This is a genomic window from Georgenia sunbinii, from assembly GCF_036421875.1.
GTDB classification, from domain to species: Bacteria; Actinomycetota; Actinomycetes; order Actinomycetales; family Actinomycetaceae; genus Georgenia_B; species Georgenia_B sunbinii.
Genome location: NZ_JAZGOL010000003.1, coordinates 415,598 through 431,238, shown reverse-complemented (window position 1 = coordinate 431,238; position 15,641 = coordinate 415,598). Strand labels below are relative to the sequence as shown.

Sequence of the window (15,641 nt, the reverse complement as noted above, 5' to 3'; positions counted from 1 at the left end):
GATGACGACGACGCCACGACCGTCGCGCCGCCGACCGGTGCTGCGTGCCCTGCTTGCCTCGACGCTCGGCGTCGCGCTCCTCCTCGCCGGTGCCCCGGCGTCGGCGGACTACGACGACCAGATCTCCCAGTACGACGAGCAGCTGGCCGAGCAGGAGCGCGAACGGCGCCAGAACGCCGAGGAGCGCGAGCAGCTGGAGTCCCGGCTCGAGGGGACGCGGGCCGACCTCGCCGAGACCTACCTGGCGCTGCAGGACGCCAACGACCGGCTGCCGATCGCCGAGGCCGAGCTGGCGGCGGCCGAGGCCGAGCTGGCCGCCGCCGAGCGCGCGCAGCAGGCCGTCGCCGACCGCCTGGCCGTCGCCGAGGTCGAGCTCGAGGACCTCACCGCGGCCCTCGACGACGGCGACGCCCAGATCGAGGCGACCCGTTCATCGATCGGCGAGCTCGCCCGCACGACCTACCGTGGCGGCTCGAGCCTGAGCACGCTGTCGGTGGTCCTCAACGCCTCCTCCAGCGAGGATTTCATCAAGCAGAGCGCCGTCGTCGACACCGCGGTGCGCAGCCAGACCAAGGTCATCACCGACCTGGAGAACCTCACGGCGGTCAACCGCAACCGGGAGCTGCGGCAGGACGCCGTGCGCGAACGGGTGGCCGACCTGCTCGTCGAGGCCGAGAACGCCGTCACGGCAGCCGACACCGCGCGCGCCGACGCCGCCGCCCGGACCGACGAGATCCGCCAGATCCAAGACGAGCAGACCGCACTGGCTGCCCAGCTCGAGGCCGCCAAGTCCCAGCTCGACGAGGACCTCGCCCAACGGCAGGCCGACGACGACCGGCTCGCCGGCATTATCGCGGGGATCGAGGCCGACCGCTCCGAGACCGTCTCCGCCCAGCAGGCGGAGCAGGCCCGCATCGAACGGGAGCGTCAGGAGCGCGCTGAGCGTGAGGCCGCCCGCAACAACAGCGGCAGCTCCGGCGGTGGCGGCAGCTCCGGTGGCGGTAGCAGCAGTGGCGGCGGTGGCAGCGGCGGCGGTGGCGGCGGATCGGCGTCGATGATCCCTCCGGTGCCCAACCCGCTGTACGTCACCTCGCCGTACGGCATGCGGATGCACCCGCTGGCGGGGTACCAGTGGTTCCACGCCGGCGTCGACGTCCGCTCCGCGTGCGGCAACCCGCAGGTGGCTGCGGCCAGCGGCACCGTCAACGCGACCATCCCGGCCGCGGGCAACGCCTCGCACGGTAACCAGGTCATCATCGACCACGGCACCATCAACGGCAGCGGCTACGTCACCGTGACCAACCACCTCATCCGCTTCAACGTGCGGCCCGGTCAGCGGGTCAACCAGGGAGACGTCGTCGGTTACACCGGCGCCACCGGCAACGTCACCGGCTGCCACGTCCACTTCGAGGTGTGGAAGAACGGCTCGACGATCGACCCGATGGGCCTGCCCGGGTTCCGCCGCTAGGGCCGTCCGATGCCCCACCCGGGGGTATCACCACGACTGCGCGGCTTCACCTGGCCTAGGCTGGGGTTGCCCCTCCCCACCACCCGAAGGAGTCCACCGGTGCCCGCCACGACGCCGCCGAAGAAGCTCACCGCGGCCGAGAAGGCCAAGGCCGAGTCGGACAAGCGCACCGTCGTCGCCCGCAACAAGAAGGCGCGCCACGACTACCACATCGACGCCACCTTCGAGGCCGGTCTCGTGCTCACCGGCACCGAGGTGAAGTCGCTGCGGATGGGGCGCACCTCGCTGGTGGACGGCTGGGTGGAGATCGACCGCGACGAGGCCTGGCTGCAGGGCGTGCACATCCCCGAGTACAACCAGGGGACCTGGACCAACCACGCGGTGCGACGCAAGCGCAAGCTGCTGCTCCACCGTGAGGAGATCGACAAGCTCGCCGTGAAGTCCCGGGAGAAGGGCCACACCATCGTGCCCCTGGAGCTGTACTTCATCCGTGGCCGGGCCAAGGTCCTCGTCGCGCTCGCCCGAGGCAAGAAGGAGTACGACAAGCGCCACGCGCTGCGCGAGCAGCAGGACCAGCGCGAGGCGCAGCGAGCGATGAGCCTGCGGGCCCACCGCTGATGGCGCCGGGCACGCTGCCTGGCCCTCGCGCGACGCTCGTCGGCGCGCTGACGGCGCTGCTGCTCGCCGTCGTCGTCGTCCTCGCGCTGCCGCTGCCGGCGAGCGCCGACGACGGGTCGGTCGGCCAGATCACCCGCTACGACGTCACCGCGACGCTCGACGCCGACGGCGGGACGGCGCGCGTCGAGATCGACCTCGACTACGACTTCGGCGACGACGAGGCGCACGGCCCGTTCCTCGTGCTCGCCGAGCGCCAGGAGATCGCCGACGACCCGGACCACTACCGGCAGATGGCGATCGACGACATCACCGCAGAGTCGCTCACCGACGCCCCCGGGGACCTGCGGGTGGAGCGGGAGAGTGGCGCGGTCCAGCTGTACATCGGGGACGAGGACGTCGATGTCACCGGGCAGCACCGCTACCGGGTGGCGTACACGGTCGAGGGGCTCGTCGACCCCGCGGTGACCGGTCCGGACGGCACCGTGCGCGACGAGCTGTTCTGGAACGTCGTCTCGTCCGGTGGCTTCGACATCCCGCTCGACGACGTCTCGGTGAGCGTCACCGGGCCGGCCGCCAGCGAGGCCACCGCCTGCTTCGCCGGCCGGAGCAGCTCGACGACCCCCTGCGACTCGGCCGGCGACCCCGGCACCGCCACCGACTTCACGCAGGGCGCCCTCGATGAGGGGGAGGGGCTGAGCGTGGTGGTCGGCTGGCCCGCCGGCACCTTCACCGGTGCCGAGCCCGTGCTCGAGCCGCGCCGCACCTGGGCCAACACCATGCAGCTGACGCCGGTGACCGGTGGCATCGCCGGCCTGGTCACCGTGCTGGGCGCCGGTGGCGCGATCGCCGTCGCGACCCGTCGTGGCCGCGACAAGGCCTACCTCGGCACCACTCCGGGCCTGATGCCCGCCGGTGGCGAGCCGCCGCGGGTGGGACGGTCCCGCCGGCAGCCGGTCGCGGTGCGCTTCACCCCGCCCGACGGCGTGCGGCCCGGGGAGATCGGCACGCTCGAGGACGAGACCGCCGATGCCCGCGACGTCTCCGCGACCCTCATCGACCTCGCGGTGCGCGGCTACCTGCGCATCGAGGAGGTCGAGCCGGGCGACGAGGGCGACGACGTCGAGGACTGGCGGCTGGTGCCGCTGCGGGGCTGGGACGGCGGTGAGCTCGAGGCGTACGAGGCCGGGCTCCTCGAGCGCGTCTTCACGCCCGACGATGACGATGACGACGACGATGACGACGACGAGGCGGCGGCCGGCGCACGCGACGACGGCTCGGTGCTGCTGTCCGAGGTGTCGGGCCGCTACGCCCTCGCGGTGTCCAAGACCCAGGAGAAGCTCTACGAGGCGGTGACCGAGCGCGGCTGGTTCCGCGGCAACCCGAGCCACGTACGCACCCGGTGGGTGCTCAGCGGCCTCGGCGTGCTCGCGCTCGGGGTGGCGCTCGGGATCGCGTTGGTGCTGCTACGGGCGCCGGTCGTGCTCGCGCTGCCGCTGCTGGTCATCGGGCTGGTCGTGGCGTTCGCGGCGTACGCGGCGCCGGCGCGGACCGCGGCCGGCACCGCCGTGCTCGCCCAGACGCTGGGCTTCATGCAGTACCTCGCGACCGCGGAGGCCGCACAGATCCGGTTCGAGGAGGGGCAGGACATCTTCTCGCGGTACCTGCCGTACGCCATCGCCTTCGACCTCGCCGACCGGTGGGCGGAGGTCTTCGCCCAGGCTGCGGCGCAGGGCAGCGCCCCGGAGCCGACCGGCTGGTACGTCCCGTACACGGCCGGGTACGCCTGGTGGTCCGCGGCGGCCGGCTTCGACGCCTCCATCGGCGCGTTCGCCGGTGCAGCGACCTCCGCGGTGACCTCCGCCGGCAGCGGTGGCTCCGGGTTCTCCGGCTCGGTCGGTGGCGGGGTGGGCGGCACCGGCGGAGGCAGCTGGTAAGGACGCCGCGACAGAGCAGGGGCGCGGGGTTAGGTTGGGGGTCATCACCCACCTCGCACGACAGGAGTCACCTCATGGGTCTGCCGATCAAGCTTCGACACGTGCCGCCGCGGCTGGCGGCCGGCGCGTTCATCCTCAACTCCGGCCTGGGCAAACGAGGGCTCGACGAGGAGTCCGCGGCCGGCCTGCAGGGGATGGCGGCCAACGCGTTCCCGCAGCTGAAGGAGATGTCACCGCAGGACTTCGGCAAGCTGGTCTCTACCGGGGAGATCGCTCTCGGTGCCACCCTGCTGCTGCCGATCGTGCCGTCCTGGCTCGCTGGTCTGGGGCTGACTGCCTTCTCCGGCTCGCTGCTGCGGATGTACCTCAGTACCCCCGGCCTCACCGAGGAGGACGGCGTCCGGCCGACGAGTGACGGCACCGCCGTTGCCAAGGACGTCTTCATGCTCGGCATCGGGCTCGGGCTCGTGGTGGATGCCCTGACCTCACGGCGGAAGTGACCGCCGGGGAATACCCCTGAGGTGCATGTGTTTGCATAGGCATGGAACTCGGCTTCTACACCTTCGGTGACCTCGACCAACGTCCGGGCCGTCCCCGGGTCTCTCCCGGCCAGCGGCTGCGCGACGTGCTCGAGCGGGTCCGCCTGGCCGAGCAGGTGGGCCTCGACTATGCCGGCATCGGCGAGCACCACCGGCCCGACTACTCGATCTCGGCGCCGGCGATCGTCATCTCGGCGGCCCTCGCGCAGACCGAGCGGATCCGGGTGGGCTCGGCGGTGACCGTGCTGTCGACGGAGGACCCGGTGCGGGTCTTCCAGCAGTTCGCGACGATGGACCAGTTCTCCCAGGGCCGGGTCGAGCTCATGGCCGGCCGGGGGTCCTTCATCGAGTCGTTCCCGCTGTTCGGCGCCAACCTCGAGGACTATGACGAGCTGTACGAGGAGAAGCTCGACCTGCTGCTCCGGCTCGACGCCGGCAACCCGGTGACGTGGTCCGGCCGCTTCCGGCCGGCGCTGCGGGAGGCCGACATCCTGCCGCGGCCGGTCGACAAGCCCGAGCTGGGGGAGCACCTGCGGATCGAGATCGCCACCGGGGGATCGCCGGCCTCTGCGGTGCGCGCCGGACGGCTCGGGCTGCCGGTGAACTTCGCTGTCATCGGCGGGGAGGGGCGCCGGTTTGCGCCCCTCGTGGACTACTACCGGCAGGCGCGGACCGAGGCGGGCCACCACACCCCGGGGCGGGTGACGATCTCCGGCCCCGGCTTCCTGGCCGACGACGACGCCGGTGCCCGCGCGTTCTTCTACCCCTACCACTCGGCCAACATGGCGAACATCGCCGCCGAGCGCGGGTTCGCACCGCCCAACCGGATCTCCTTCGAGGCGCAGTCCGGCAAGCACGGTGCGTTCTTCGTCGGCAGTCCTGAGGTGGTGGCGGACAAGATCGTCACGCTGCACCAGGCGTTGGGCCACGACCGGCAGATCCTGCAGATGGACTATGCCGGGGTGCCGCAGGTCGAGGTGCTGCGCTCGATCGAGCTGCTGGGGACGCAGGTCAAGCCCCTGGTGGACGCGGAGCTGGCCGCCGGGGAATAACCGGTGGGCACCTCGTGGTTGACGACGTAGACTGGCCTCACTGGCTTCGGCCGGTGGCTTGAAAATTACACAGGGGGATGATCGGTTTCGACGATGGTTGTCGTGCCAGAGGAAGCGGGTCGAGGATGCAGAGTCATCTCGTCAACGATCTCTGCAAACCAACAGGTGCCGATTCCAAGCGCACCGACTTCGCACTCGCCGCCTGAGCGAGTCCTGAAGTCCGTCAGCCCGGGGTAGCTCTCGCCCCGGTTCCTGGCGTCAGCTAGAGAGCCACTGCTCGTAGCCCTCGTCATCGGGGTTCCGGGGACTTTCAGATGACTGAGCCCGTCAGCGACTTGTCTGCGTGATTGCTGGGGCCGAGAAAATCGCAGCAGACTGCACCCGGAGAAGCTCTGGTTCCACGCCGTCGGACGCGGGTTCGATTCCCGCCATCTCCACGATCACCCTTGGCCGAAGGCCGTCTCCCGACAGGGAGGCGGCCTTCGGTGTGTCTGGCCATCGATGCCGGGTGCGGACATCAACAGAATGTTGACAACGTGCTGTTGGTGCTGCCAGGGTGACGGGATGGTTCCTGGTGCTCCGAATGAGTTCGATGAGTTGAACGAGATGGACTCGGCGCGGCGACGACTGTGCGAGTCCGGTGCCGATCAGCTGCCCTCGCTCCCCTGGCTGCCGCCGGAGGCGATGCCTGACGATGTGACCCTGTTGCGGCTGGCGATGTGGCGAGCGAACTCGACCGTCGGCGCCGCTTCTCACGGCGATCTTCGTGCCGCGCTGACACTTCTGGAGCCGGCACGTGCCTATCTTGATGCGCTCGAAGCCGGGTTGATGCTGATCGCGCGGGCAGAGGGGCTGACCTGGCCGGACATCGCCAAGCAGCTGGGAGTGAAGTCTCCGCAGGCTGCCCAGCAGCGCTTCCAGCGGGTGTCGACCCGCGCCCAGGCCGACGACGTCGCGGAGCAACCAGAATGACAGCTGAACGATCCGATACGACGTGGCGGTCCAGTGACGAGCTGCTGGTGCTTCACGCGGTCCGCCTCGCCGGGTTCGCGGACACCGGGGCGGTCGCTGACCATGCCGACCTGCCAGCGGGCATCGTGGCTGACACGCTCCGCGTCCTCGAAGAGCAGCACCTGGTCGAGCGCATGACGTTCGCTGACTCCGGTGGGTGGATCCTCACCGAGGAGGGCCGGAGCCGCGATGGTGAGCTGTTGCAGGAAGAGCTCGAGGCGTCCGGCGTGCGGCCCGTCCTCGAAGCCACGGTGGCGGAGTTCGAGAGCGGCGTGAATCCCCGCCTCGTCCGGGCGGTGACCGACTGGCAGCTGCTCTCATCCGCTGACCGTACGGACCGCAGCGTGGAGCTGCTGCGGGAGCTGACGGACTTGGCTGATGCTCTCAACGACCTCATGGCTGAGCTGGGTACCCGGCTCCCGCGATTCGGCCGGTACCCGCGGCAGTTCTCGGCGGCCGTGGCGAAGGCTCGCGCGGGTGACCATCAGTGGGTGGCCGGTGTGGGCCGTCTCTCGTGCCACCTCGTGTGGGCAGAGCTCCATCAGGACCTGCTGTCCACCCTCGGTCGCGACCGTTCCGCGGAGCCACATCAAGGAGGACGGTGATGGCTGCTCGCACGGTCTACCTCCTGCGCCACGGGGCGGCCGACGCCTGGGGCCAGCTGACTGACGAAGGTCGGGAACAGTCCCGATTGATCGGCCAGCGACTCGCACGGTCCCCTTCGTTCCGAACCGCGACGACCTCTCACCCTCATGGCTGGGATTCTTCGACGGCTACGACCGCAGCGAAGCCGATGCCGGTCGAAGTGCCGCAGATCGCCTGGCGGCACGGTTCGGCACGCCGAGCACCCGAGCACGGCGCTCGACCCACGAGGTAGCCGTGACCCACGCGTACCCGATCGCCTGGCTGGTGCGCGATGCGCTCAGTGCGCCACCTGCCCGATGGATGTCGCTGGCCGGTGTCGCCAACACCGGGCTCACGGTGATTGAGCACACCGACGGGGAACCCCCTGGCGTGGTGATGGTCAACGACATGTCTCACCTGCCCGCCGAGCTGCGGTGGACAGGCTTCGCTGGCAGGAGGCAGCTGTGAACGTCGTGGACCTCATCGACGCCGCCCCTTCGACCGCCGGTGGCAAAGCCGCACCCTTGGCCGAGCTGACACGGGCTGGCTTCAACGTACCTACCGGTTTCGTGGTGCCAGCGACCACCTACCGAGCCGCGGCCTTGGCACTTGGCCTCACCGAGCTCTCCACCGATCACCCCGAAGAGGCTCGATCGCGAATCCTGCGCTCTCGCCTCCTGGATGGCGTTGTCGACGCCGTCGCGCGGGCGTTGGAGCACATCACCGACGGGGCGCCGACTGAATACGTGGCCGTGCGGTCATCTTCGATCGCCGAGGACAACGCCCAGGCATCCGCCGCAGGACAGCATGACAGCTTCCTTGCCGTGCGCGGCACCGAGCAGGTGTGCCAGGCGATCCTCAAGTGCTGGGCCTCGCTGTGGACCGAGCGCGCTGCCGCGTACCGAGCTCGCCAAGCGCCGAAGGCGTCGGTCGACATGGCCGTGCTCGTCCAACGGTTCGTGGATGCCAGCGTCTCCGGGATCATGTTCACCGGCACCACCAGCGTGATCGAAGCCTCGTGGGGCATCGGAGAACGGCTCGTCGCCGGCCACGTCACTCCGGACTCCTGGCGCGTCAGAGACTCTGGCATCGTCGAGCGCCGACCAGGACTCACGACCGAGCGCACCGACCGCCACGACGGGCACCTCTGACCCGAGCCACAGTGCCGACAGAGCGGGAGGAGCTCTGTCTCACGGACCGCGACGTTGCGCTCTTGCACGCCCTCGGGAAGGAGGTCTCCACCACGTTGGGTGGTCCCAGAGACATCGAATGGGCCATCAGGGACGACACGACGTGGGTCCTTCAAGCCCGACCCGTGACCGCAGTCGTCCCTGACTCCACAGCACCGTCGCCGACGGCCGCCGGCAGTGTCACCATCACCGGCGAGGCGGCCAGTCCAGGAGTGGCCACCGGTCCCGTCCGCTTGGTCCGCGGGCCGGGCGACTTCCCTCAGGTCGAGCGCGGGGATGTGCTGGTCTGCCGCCACACCGATCCTGCGTGGACACCGCTGTTCACCATTGCGTCGGCAGTGGTGACCGAGAGAGGTGGAGTGCTCTCCCATGCCGCGATCGTCGCCAGGGAAGTCGGGATACCCGCCGTACTCTCAGTCTCACGAGCGACCGAGCTCCTCCTCCCGTCGTCCGCGGTCACCGTCGATGGCAACACTGGCCACATCTCGCTGTGAAGCGGAGGCCCGCTCTGAGCCCACAGTCACTCCCGGCTGAAGATGTCCGACAGCAGGCGGTGGAAGTCGTGCGGGTGCTCGACCGCCGGCGCGTGCCCGCACCGCCCGAGGACGTGCAGGCGGACGTCGGCGAGGTGGTCGAGCAGCGGCAGGGCAGTTTCGCGCAGGGGTGTGACCGGGTCCTGGGCGCCGTGGACGAGCAGGACCGGGGCGCTGATCGCCGCCAGTGCCTCCGCGGACAGGGTGAGGTCCTCGACCCATTGTGCCCGGGGCGGCGGGAAGAGTGTGGGGTACGCGGCCTCGCCGGCCTGCATCGCTGCGGTCCGGGCCGCGACCGCGGCCTCGGTGACGAGGGACGGGTCGAGCAGCAGACGGCCGAGCATGTCCCGCGCACCGTCCTCGGTGGGCGGGGTGGCCCAGACCGCGTCGAGCGCGGGCGACAGCGGCGCCCCGGGGGCGCCCATGGTCGACACCGGCACGACGGCGCTGACCTGCTGGGGACGCGCGGCCGCCAACGCCAGGGCGACGGCGCCGCCCATCGAGTGGCCGACGACGGCGTAGGAGCTGTGCCCCAGCGCGTTCATCAGTCCGGCAGCCTGCTCGGTCCACACCCGCAGCCCGCCGCGGGTGCCGGGCGGTACCGGTGTCCGGCCGAAGCCGGCCTGGTCGGGCGCGACGAACTGAAACGAGTCCCCGAGCGCCTCGATGGTGGCCGTCCAGGTTCCGGACCCGGTCGTCCCGGGGCCGGAACCGTGGAGCAGCAACACCGCCGGTCCGGTGCCACCCACGAGCACCTGGACCGGCGAGCCGTCGACGGCGACGGTACGTTCGGCCGTCACCGGTCGACGGCAGTCGTGCTCATCAGGCGCTGACGGACTTCGAGAAGAGGTCCACCATCGCCTTGCCGAACCACGGCATGTCCGGCCAGCCTCGGCAGGAGACGAGGTTTCCGTCGACGACGTCCGGCGCGTCGATGACCGTCGCTCCGGCGTGCTCCATGTCGCGGGTGATGGGCGGGAAGCACGCGGTCTTGCGACCCTTGAGCAGCCCGTAGTCGGCCGGCACCTGCGCGCCGTGGCACACGAGCGCGATCGGCAGGTTGGCGGCAAAGAAGTGCTCGGTGATCCGCTGGACATGCTCGTCCACCCGGATCCACTCGGGAGCACGGCCGCCGGGGATGATGAGGCCGTCGTAGAGCGAGACGTCCACGTCCTGCCACAGCACGTCGACCGGCAGCTTGCGGCCGTCCTTCTCGACGTACGCATCGCAATTCGGGTCGAACTCGTGGATGACGAGCTGGACGTCACGCATCGACTTGTTGGCGACGTCGACGTCCCACCCCGCCTCTCGGATGCGGTAGTAGGGATACATCGTGTCAAGCTCCTCGGCGGCATCGCCGGTCAGGAGCAACGCTCTGGGCACCTAATTCTCCTCGCACTCAACGGTGGGTGTGGGATGGCACTCGGCCGAGAGGGACGAGTGGATCATATCCGATCGGATCTGACCGGATGGGTAAGAATGGCGCGCTCGGGCCCGTCAGTCAAGCGCCGGCTGCCGGGCGTCCGCGGACGGGGCGTGGTCGAACAGCCGGCGGAACCGGTCACCTGACAGCAGGATGTGCTGGCGCATGGCGAAGGCGGCCGCATCGGGGTCACGCGCGGCGATGCCGGCGAGGATCTCGTCGTGCTCGCCCATGGCCAGGTTGGTGACCTGGGTGTCATAGACCAGCCGGAACAGGTGCACGTGCGTGTGCAGCCGGGCGAGCGCCTCGCGGATGAGGTGGTTCCCCCCACCCTGCGCGACGAGATCGTGGAACGCCGCGTCGCGCAGCCCGAAGGCGCCGTACGCCATCGGGCCGTCCCCCTCCTCCAGCTCCGCCATCTCCTCGAGCAGCCGGCGCAGCTCGCTGACCTGCGACGCAGTGGCGCGTTCCGCCGCGCGGCGGGCGGCTGCGGGCTCCAGGAGGAGGCGGATCTCGAGCATGTCATCGAACCGCTCGCGGGTGATCTGGGGCGCGATCCGGTAGCCGGCGTTCGGCACCCGGACGACCAGCCCATCGGCCTCCATGCGGTTGAGGGCGTCGCGGATCGGCGTCTGCGAGACCCCCAGCTCGCGCGCCAGGGCGTCGATCGTGACGCGGGAGTCCGGCACGATGCGCGACGACATGAGCTGGCGGAGCAGCGTGTCGTGCACCTCGTCGGCGAGCCGTCCGCGTGGTCGCCCGTTCGGCTGCGCGCCGCGGGTCCCGAGGTCCTGTCCGATCGTCGCTCCGTCGTTCATGGGTGTGCCCCCTATCCACCTCGTTGGCGATCATGGTTGACAGCGGCCACTCCGCTGCTCCATGATCACCGCAAATCGGATCGTATCGGAAAGCCCAGTGCGTCACCGTTCTCGCATCGTCGCATATCGGTCTCGCTGGCTCCTCCTCCCACTGTCTACCTCTGGAGACCCCATGAGCATGCTCGGCGTCCTGCGTGGGCCTCGACAGGTGGTGTTCGGCGCCGGCCAGCGGCGCGCCCTCGGCACGCTGGTGGCCGCGCTCGGCACACGCGCGCTGGTCTGCACCGATGCCCGCTTCGGCGAGACGGAGGAGTTCGCCGAGCTCGTTGGCCTGCTCGAGGGTGCTGGCGTCCACGTGACGGTGTTCGCGCAGGTGCAGCCGGACGTCCCGGTGCACCAGGTGACCGAGTGCGCGGCGCTCGCCGCGGACGCCGCCCTCGACGTCGTCATCGGCATGGGTGGCGGCAGCTGCATCGACCTGGCCAAGGCGACGGCCGTGGTTCTCACGCACGGGGGCGTGCCGTCGGACTACTACGGCGAGTCCCGGGTCCCCGGACCCGTGATCCCGGTCGTGGCCCTGCCGACGACCGCCGGGACCGGGTCGGAGGTCACGCCCGTGGCCGTCCTCACCGATCCCGAGCGGGTGAGCAAGGTCGGCATCTCGAGCCCGCACCTCATCCCGCACACCGCCGTGTGCGACCCCGAGCTCACCCTCGGCTGCCCGCCGAGCCTCACGGCGAGCGCCGGCACCGACGCCCTGTCGCACGGGCTCGAGGCCTTCACCGCGATCCGTCGCCCGGTGACCCCCGAGCTCGCGACGGAGCGGGTCTTCGTCGGCAAGAACGAGCTGACCGACACCTACGCCCTCATGGCCGTCCGGCTGGTTGCGAGCAGCATGCACCGGGCCTGGTCGGAGCCCAGCGACATGGCCGCCCGTGAGGCGATGATGCTCGGGGCCACCGCCGGCGGCTTCGCCCTGGGCACGGCCGGCACGGCCGCGGCGCACGCGATCCAGTACCCGGTCGGCGCCCTCACCCACACCCCGCACGGGATCGGGGTCGGGGTCGTGCTGCCGTACGTCATGGAGTTCAACCGCCCCGTGCGGATCCCCGAGTTCGCCGCCATCGCCGTCGCGATGGGCGCCTCCGCCGACGCGTCGGACGAGGACCTTGCCCACGAGGCGATCGACCGGGTTGCCGCCCTGCTCGCCTCGGTGGACATTCCGGCCACCCTCGCGGACCTCGGGCTGCCCGCCGACCGGCTGCGCTGGACGGCCGAGCAGGCCCTCGGCTCCGCGCGCCTCATCGCGAACAACCCGCGTCCGCTCGATGTCGACGCCCTCGAACGGATCGTCCGCGCCGCGTACAGCGGCGACCGCACCGCCCTGCGAGAGACCCCCTCCGGGTCGGCCTCGCCGGACCTCACCACCACGACAGCAGGTACTCGATGAACAACACGATGCACGAGTCCATGCGTCCGGTCCTCGACGGCCTCGACGTGCCCACCGACCTGCTCGTCGCGGGTGCCTGGCGCGGCGGCTCCGACGGGGGACGGATCGACGTCCGCGATCCCGCGTCGGGTGCGGTGCTGGCATCGGTCGCCGACGCCGGCGTCCATGACGCCGAGGCGGCGGTGGATGCCGCGGCCGCAGCGGCGGCGGGGTGGGCGGCTACGGCGCCCCGCGCCCGGGCCGACCTGCTGCTGCGGGCCTTCACGCTGATGCATGAGAAGCGCGAGGAGCTCGCCCTGCTCATCAGTCTTGAGAACGGCAAGTCGCTGGCCGACGCCCGGTCCGAGGTGACCTATGCCGCCGAGTTCTTCCGCTGGTACGCCGAGGAGGGAGTCCGGCTGCACGGCCAGCTGGGCCGCTCCCCAAGCGGGGCCAACCGGCTGCTGGTCACCCACCAGCCCGTCGGCATCAGCGTGCTCATCACCCCGTGGAACTTCCCCGCGGCCATGGCGACCCGCAAGATCGCACCGGCCCTGGCGGCCGGCTGCACCGCGATCCTCAAGCCAGCCACCCTGACGCCGCTGACGGCGTTCGCGGTCGCAGCCCTGCTGCAGGAGGCCGGCCTGCCACCCGGTGTGCTCAACGTGATCACGACGACGAAGCCCGGTCCCGTCGTCGAGACCATGCTCACCGACCCCCGGACACGCATGCTCTCGTTCACCGGGTCGACGGAGATCGGCCGCAGCCTGCTGCGCACCGCCGCCGACCAGGTGCTCAAGTGCGGGATGGAGCTCGGCGGCAACGCACCCTTCGTCGTCCTCGCCGACGCGGAAGTCGACGCAGCGGTCGAGGGCGCGATGATCGCGAAGATGCGCAACGGCGGCCAGGCGTGCACCGCCGCGAACAGGTTCTTCGTGCAGGCACCGGTTCACGACGCCTTCGTGACTGGCCTCGTCGCCCAGATGGCCGCGGTCCGCGTCGGCCCGGGTTCCGAGGAGGGCACCCAGTGCGGTCCGCTCATCAACGAGGGTGCCGCCCGCAAGGTCGACGAGCTGGTCCGGGACGCCATCGAGCGTGGCGCGCGCGCCGTGCTCGGCGGCGAACGACCCGACGGGTCCGGCTCCTTCTACCCCCCGACGGTGCTGGTCGACGTGCCGCCGGACGCCCGCGTCCTGCACGAGGAGATCTTCGGACCGGTGGCCCCGGTGGTCCGCTTCGAGCGGGAGGAGGAGATGCTGGCGATGGTCAACGACACCGAGTACGGCCTGGTCAGCTACCTCTACACGAGCGACCTCGGCCGCGGACTGCGTCTGGCGGAAGCCATCGAGAGCGGCATGGTCGGCCTCAACCGCGGGCTCGTCTCCGACCCGGCCGCGCCCTTCGGCGGCACCAAGCAGAGCGGCTTGGGACGCGAGGGGAGCACCGAGGGACTGCTCGAGTTCATGGAGACCCAGTACATAGCGACGTCCTGGTGACGCCGGACCGCAAGTCAGCAACAGATTCCGCAACATCCCCGATGCAGGAAGCAGGAGAACCGATGAGCAACACACAGCGAGACCGACGGAGTTCTCGCCTCAGCCACAAGGTGCGGGCGGCGGCGGCGACCACGCTGGTCGCCATGACCCTGGCGGCCTGCGGCGGCGGTGCCAGCGGTGACGACGGCGACGACGGGAACGACGGCAACGCGGAGGCGAGTGGCCCTGCGGCGCCCGCGACGGTCCCCGAGCTCACCGACGAGCCACTGGACCTCAGCTTCATCTGGTTCGAGTGGCCCCCCGCTCAGCTGCTCGAGGACTTCGCGAACGCGGAGTACTCCAAGGAGCGGCCGAACGTCACCGTCAAGGTCAACACCGTGCCGAACGCCAACTGGCACGACGCGATGTTCACCCAGTTCGCCGCGCGCCAGACGGACTTCGACATCGCGGTCCTCGACTCGCAGCACATCGGTGAGGCCGTGACCAACGGCAACATCCTCGACATCACCGACTTCATCAACGAGAACATCGAGACCGACGCCTACGACCCCTATCTCCTGGCCGCCTACGGCCAGTACCCCCAGGCTGTGACCGGCCAGCGGGACGAGAACGCCAGGATGTACGGCCTGCCGCTGCTCGGTGACACCTGGACGATGATCTACCGCAAGGACCTCATCGGCGACGAGCCCCCCGCGACGTGGGACGAGATGATCGACGTGGCCGCGCAGTGCCAGGAGGACAACCCCGGCGTCTATGGGCTGGCCTTCCACCAGGCCAACGGCTCCGACGCCGCAGCGGTCACCTACAACACCGTGAACGCCCTCTACGGCGGCGAGCTCTGGGACCAGTCCGAGGGGCAGATCGAAGGCATCATCAACGACGACGCCGGGCACAAGGCGATGGACGTCCTGGTCAACGAGATGAAGCCGCTGACCGCACCCGGCTCCGGCAACTGGTTCCTCGACGAGGTCAACGCGGCGGTCGGGCAGGGCACGGCGTGCATCGCGTTCAACTGGATCGCGGCGAGCGGTGGCCTCATCGACCCGACGCAGTCGACGCTCGGTGACACGCCCGAGGAGATCCTCGACGTCCTCGGCTTCGCCACCCTGCCGTCGCAGGAGACGGACATCGTGCCGCTCGGTGGCATGGGGATGCACATCTCGGCCTATGCGCCCGACGAGCGCGTGGCGGAGGCCCTGAACTTCATGCGGTGGTTCGAGCAGGAGGACATCCAGAAGAAGTGGGCCGAAGCCGGCGGCGTGCCGTCGCGCACGGACGCCCTGGAGTCCTCGGAGTTCCTCGACGCCGGACCGTTCAACCAGGTCTACACCGACTCGGTCTCGCGCCAGCAGGACATGTGGAACGTGCCCGAGTACGCACAGCTCATCAACATCGAGAACACCAACGTCAACGCCGCACTCAATGGGGCCAAGGACCCGGAGACGGCGCTCGACGACATCGCTCGGGAGCAGCAGGCCGTGCTAGACGGCGACGGCGGGCTGTGAG

15 protein-coding genes, 1 other RNA gene and 1 pseudogene are annotated in these 15,641 nt (G+C 70.3%); 14 read left to right on the top strand and 3 right to left on the bottom strand.

Annotated features, from left to right (window positions below):
• Nucleotide 1 precedes the first annotated feature (1 nt).
• From V2J52_RS09840 to V2J52_RS09790, 11 genes and pseudogenes are all read left to right on the top strand, one after another.
• Nucleotides 2-1,468, top strand: coding sequence for a peptidoglycan DD-metalloendopeptidase family protein (locus V2J52_RS09840; RefSeq protein WP_331227506.1), 1,467 nt, complete (start codon nucleotides 2-4; stop codon nucleotides 1,466-1,468).
• A gap of 99 nt (nucleotides 1,469-1,567) precedes the next feature.
• Complete coding sequence (gene smpB / locus V2J52_RS09835; protein ID WP_331227505.1) at nucleotides 1,568-2,086, top strand: SsrA-binding protein SmpB; 519 nt, start codon at nucleotides 1,568-1,570, stop codon at nucleotides 2,084-2,086.
• Entirely contained in the window at nucleotides 2,086-4,020 is a 1,935-nt protein-coding gene (locus V2J52_RS09830; protein ID WP_331227504.1) for a DUF2207 domain-containing protein, read from the top strand. Before smpB ends, V2J52_RS09830 begins: the two co-directional genes overlap by 1 nt.
• A 74-nt stretch (nucleotides 4,021-4,094) precedes the next feature.
• Complete coding sequence (locus tag V2J52_RS09825; RefSeq protein WP_331227503.1) at nucleotides 4,095-4,520, top strand: hypothetical protein; 426 nt, start codon at nucleotides 4,095-4,097, stop codon at nucleotides 4,518-4,520.
• Between the two features lie 41 nt (nucleotides 4,521-4,561).
• Nucleotides 4,562-5,611: an LLM class flavin-dependent oxidoreductase gene (locus tag V2J52_RS09820; RefSeq protein WP_331227502.1), complete on the top strand. Its 1,050-nt coding sequence runs from the start codon at nucleotides 4,562-4,564 to the stop codon at nucleotides 5,609-5,611.
• 73 nt (nucleotides 5,612-5,684) lie between these two features.
• Nucleotides 5,685-6,051: a transfer-messenger RNA gene (gene ssrA / locus V2J52_RS09815) on the top strand.
• A 157-nt stretch (nucleotides 6,052-6,208) separates the two neighbouring features.
• The gene (locus V2J52_RS09810) at nucleotides 6,209-6,583 is read left to right on the top strand and encodes a hypothetical protein (RefSeq protein WP_331227501.1); all 375 of its coding nucleotides are present in this window, start codon (nucleotides 6,209-6,211) and stop codon (nucleotides 6,581-6,583) included.
• Nucleotides 6,580-7,227, top strand: coding sequence for a transcriptional regulator (locus V2J52_RS09805; protein WP_331227500.1), 648 nt, complete (start codon nucleotides 6,580-6,582; stop codon nucleotides 7,225-7,227). The genes V2J52_RS09810 and V2J52_RS09805 overlap by 4 nt, the downstream gene beginning before the upstream one ends.
• A pseudogene (locus tag V2J52_RS09800) lies at nucleotides 7,227-7,714 on the top strand (histidine phosphatase family protein). The gene V2J52_RS09805 and the pseudogene V2J52_RS09800 overlap by 1 nt, the downstream one beginning before the upstream one ends.
• Nucleotides 7,711-8,397: a PEP/pyruvate-binding domain-containing protein gene (locus V2J52_RS09795; RefSeq protein ID WP_331227499.1), complete on the top strand. Its 687-nt coding sequence runs from the start codon at nucleotides 7,711-7,713 to the stop codon at nucleotides 8,395-8,397. Before V2J52_RS09800 ends, V2J52_RS09795 begins: the two are co-directional and overlap by 4 nt.
• Before the next feature lie 11 nt (nucleotides 8,398-8,408).
• Nucleotides 8,409-8,930: a PEP-utilizing enzyme gene (locus tag V2J52_RS09790; RefSeq protein WP_331227498.1), complete on the top strand. Its 522-nt coding sequence runs from the start codon at nucleotides 8,409-8,411 to the stop codon at nucleotides 8,928-8,930.
• A 26-nt stretch (nucleotides 8,931-8,956) separates the two neighbouring features.
• Here V2J52_RS09790 and V2J52_RS09785 read toward each other — a convergent pair whose 3' ends face one another.
• The 3 genes from V2J52_RS09785 to V2J52_RS09775 all read right to left on the bottom strand — a co-directional run bounded on the left by V2J52_RS09785 (nucleotide 8,957) and on the right by V2J52_RS09775 (nucleotide 11,210).
• Nucleotides 8,957-9,769, bottom strand: coding sequence for an alpha/beta fold hydrolase (locus V2J52_RS09785; protein WP_331227497.1), 813 nt, complete (start codon nucleotides 9,767-9,769; stop codon nucleotides 8,957-8,959).
• 22 nt (nucleotides 9,770-9,791) lie between these two features.
• Entirely contained in the window at nucleotides 9,792-10,352 is a 561-nt protein-coding gene (locus V2J52_RS09780) for a DJ-1/PfpI family protein (protein ID WP_331227496.1), read from the bottom strand.
• Between the two features lie 114 nt (nucleotides 10,353-10,466).
• Nucleotides 10,467-11,210, bottom strand: coding sequence for a GntR family transcriptional regulator (locus tag V2J52_RS09775; RefSeq protein WP_331227495.1), 744 nt, complete (start codon nucleotides 11,208-11,210; stop codon nucleotides 10,467-10,469).
• 172 nt (nucleotides 11,211-11,382) lie between these two features.
• On the opposite strand from V2J52_RS09775, the gene V2J52_RS09770 reads away from it, so the two are divergent.
• The 3 genes from V2J52_RS09770 to V2J52_RS09760 all read left to right on the top strand — a co-directional run bounded on the left by V2J52_RS09770 (nucleotide 11,383) and on the right by V2J52_RS09760 (nucleotide 15,640).
• Nucleotides 11,383-12,660 (top strand): iron-containing alcohol dehydrogenase, encoded by a 1,278-nt coding sequence (locus V2J52_RS09770; RefSeq protein WP_331227494.1) that lies wholly within the window; start codon nucleotides 11,383-11,385, stop codon nucleotides 12,658-12,660.
• The gene (locus V2J52_RS09765) at nucleotides 12,657-14,135 is read left to right on the top strand and encodes an NAD-dependent succinate-semialdehyde dehydrogenase (RefSeq protein ID WP_331227493.1); all 1,479 of its coding nucleotides are present in this window, start codon (nucleotides 12,657-12,659) and stop codon (nucleotides 14,133-14,135) included. Before V2J52_RS09770 ends, V2J52_RS09765 begins: the two co-directional genes overlap by 4 nt.
• 62 nt (nucleotides 14,136-14,197) lie before the next feature.
• Nucleotides 14,198-15,640: an extracellular solute-binding protein gene (locus V2J52_RS09760; protein WP_331227492.1), complete on the top strand. Its 1,443-nt coding sequence runs from the start codon at nucleotides 14,198-14,200 to the stop codon at nucleotides 15,638-15,640.
• The last annotated feature ends 1 nt before the right edge of the window (nucleotide 15,641 follow it).